The 1,561-nt window shown below is 71.6% G+C and carries 2 protein-coding genes; both read left to right on the forward strand.

All coding sequences use genetic code 11. The features are described 5' to 3' along the window. Positions 1–922: thiamine pyrophosphate-dependent enzyme (locus AC27VN_RS41080; RefSeq protein WP_490880454.1), on the forward strand; the 922-nt coding region annotated here is incomplete at its 5' end. Further along, positions 919–1,561, forward strand: a 643-nt coding sequence (locus AC27VN_RS41085) for a 2-oxoacid:acceptor oxidoreductase family protein (RefSeq protein WP_490880455.1), incomplete at its 3' end; no start/stop codon positions are given. The genes AC27VN_RS41080 and AC27VN_RS41085, both read left to right, overlap by 4 nt.

Here is a 1,561-nt window from a genome sequence, read left to right on the forward strand (position 1 = left end):
CTTCTGCATCGGTTGCCCCGAGCGCCCGGTGTTCGCCGCCATCAAGCTGATGCAGAAGGAACTCGGCAGCGTGCACGTCAGCGCCGACATCGGCTGCCACACCTTCGGCACCCTGCCGCCGTTCAACACCGGCAGCACGGTGCTCGGCTACGGCCTGGGCCTCGCGAGCTCCTCGGGCATCGCGCCGCTGATGGGCAACCGGGTCGTCAGCATCATGGGCGACGGCGGCTTCTGGCACAACGGCTTCACCAGCGGCGTGGTCAACGCGGTCTACAACGGCCAGGACTCGGTGCTCGTGATCCTGAAGAACGGCTACACCTCGGCCACCGGCACGCAGGCCATTCCCTCGTCGCCCACGCAGCCCGCGGCCAGGCCGCTGACCTTGGACATCGAGGCCGCGCTCAAGGGCGTGGGCGTGGGCTGGGTGCGCAAGGTGCGCAGCTACAGCGTGGCCGAGATGCGCGACACGCTGCAGGAGGCGATGACCACCGAGGAGGGCGGCCTCAAGGTCATCATCGCCGACGGCGAATGCCAGCTCGAGCGCCAGCGCCGCATGAAGCCCGTCACGGCCGCGAAGCTCAAGCGCGGCGAGCGCGTGGTGCGCACGCGCTTCGGCATCGACGACGACGTCTGCACCGGCGACCACTCGTGCATCCGGCTGTCGGGCTGCCCGTCGCTCACCATCAAGCCCAACCCGAGCGCGCTGCGCACCGATCCCGTGGCCACCGTCAACCAGGGCTGCGTGGGCTGCGGCCTGTGCGGCGAGAACGCGCACGCCGCGATCCTCTGCCCCTCGTTCTACAAGGCCGAGATCGTGCAGAACGCCGGCACCTGGGAGCGCCTGCTGCACCGGCTGCGCAGCGGCGTCATCGGCCTCATGGCCGGCAAGGCGCGCGACCGCGCGGAGGCACTGGCGGCATGAACCACGATTCCTTCGAAGACGCACCGCGCATCGTGACCGTGCTGGTCGCCGCCATGGGCGGCGAGGGCGGCGGCGTGCTGGCCGACTGGCTGATCGCCGCGGCCACGGCCCAGGGCTTCCCGGTGCAGAGCACCTCGGTACCCGGCGTGGCGCAGCGCACCGGCGCCACCAACTACTACATCGAGATCTACCCGGTCGAGGCCGCGCGGCTCGGCGGCGCGCGCCCGGTGTTCTCGCTGACGCCGAGCCCGGGCGACGTCGACATCGTCGCCGCCTCCGAACTGATGGAGGCGGGGCGCGTGCTGCAGGGCGGCTTCGTGCATCCGCGGCGCACCACGCTCGTGGCCTCCACGCACCGCGAGTTCGCGGTGGCCGAGAAATCCGCCATGGGTGACGGCCGCTACGACGGCCGGCGCGTGAGCGAGGCCGCGCGCGAACTCGCGCGGCACAGCCACCTGTTCGACATGCGCGCGCTGGCCTGGCGCCACGGCACGGTGATCAACACCGTGATGTTCGGCGCCATGGCCGGCAGCGGCGCGCTGCCGTTCTCGCGCGAGGCCTGCGAGCAGGCGATCCGCGCCTCGGGCAAGGCGGTGGAGGCCAGCCTCAAGGGTTTCGCGGCGGGCTTCGAGCAGGTGG

The sequence above is a fragment of the Variovorax sp. 20P10.2.4 genome (assembly GCF_058244205.1).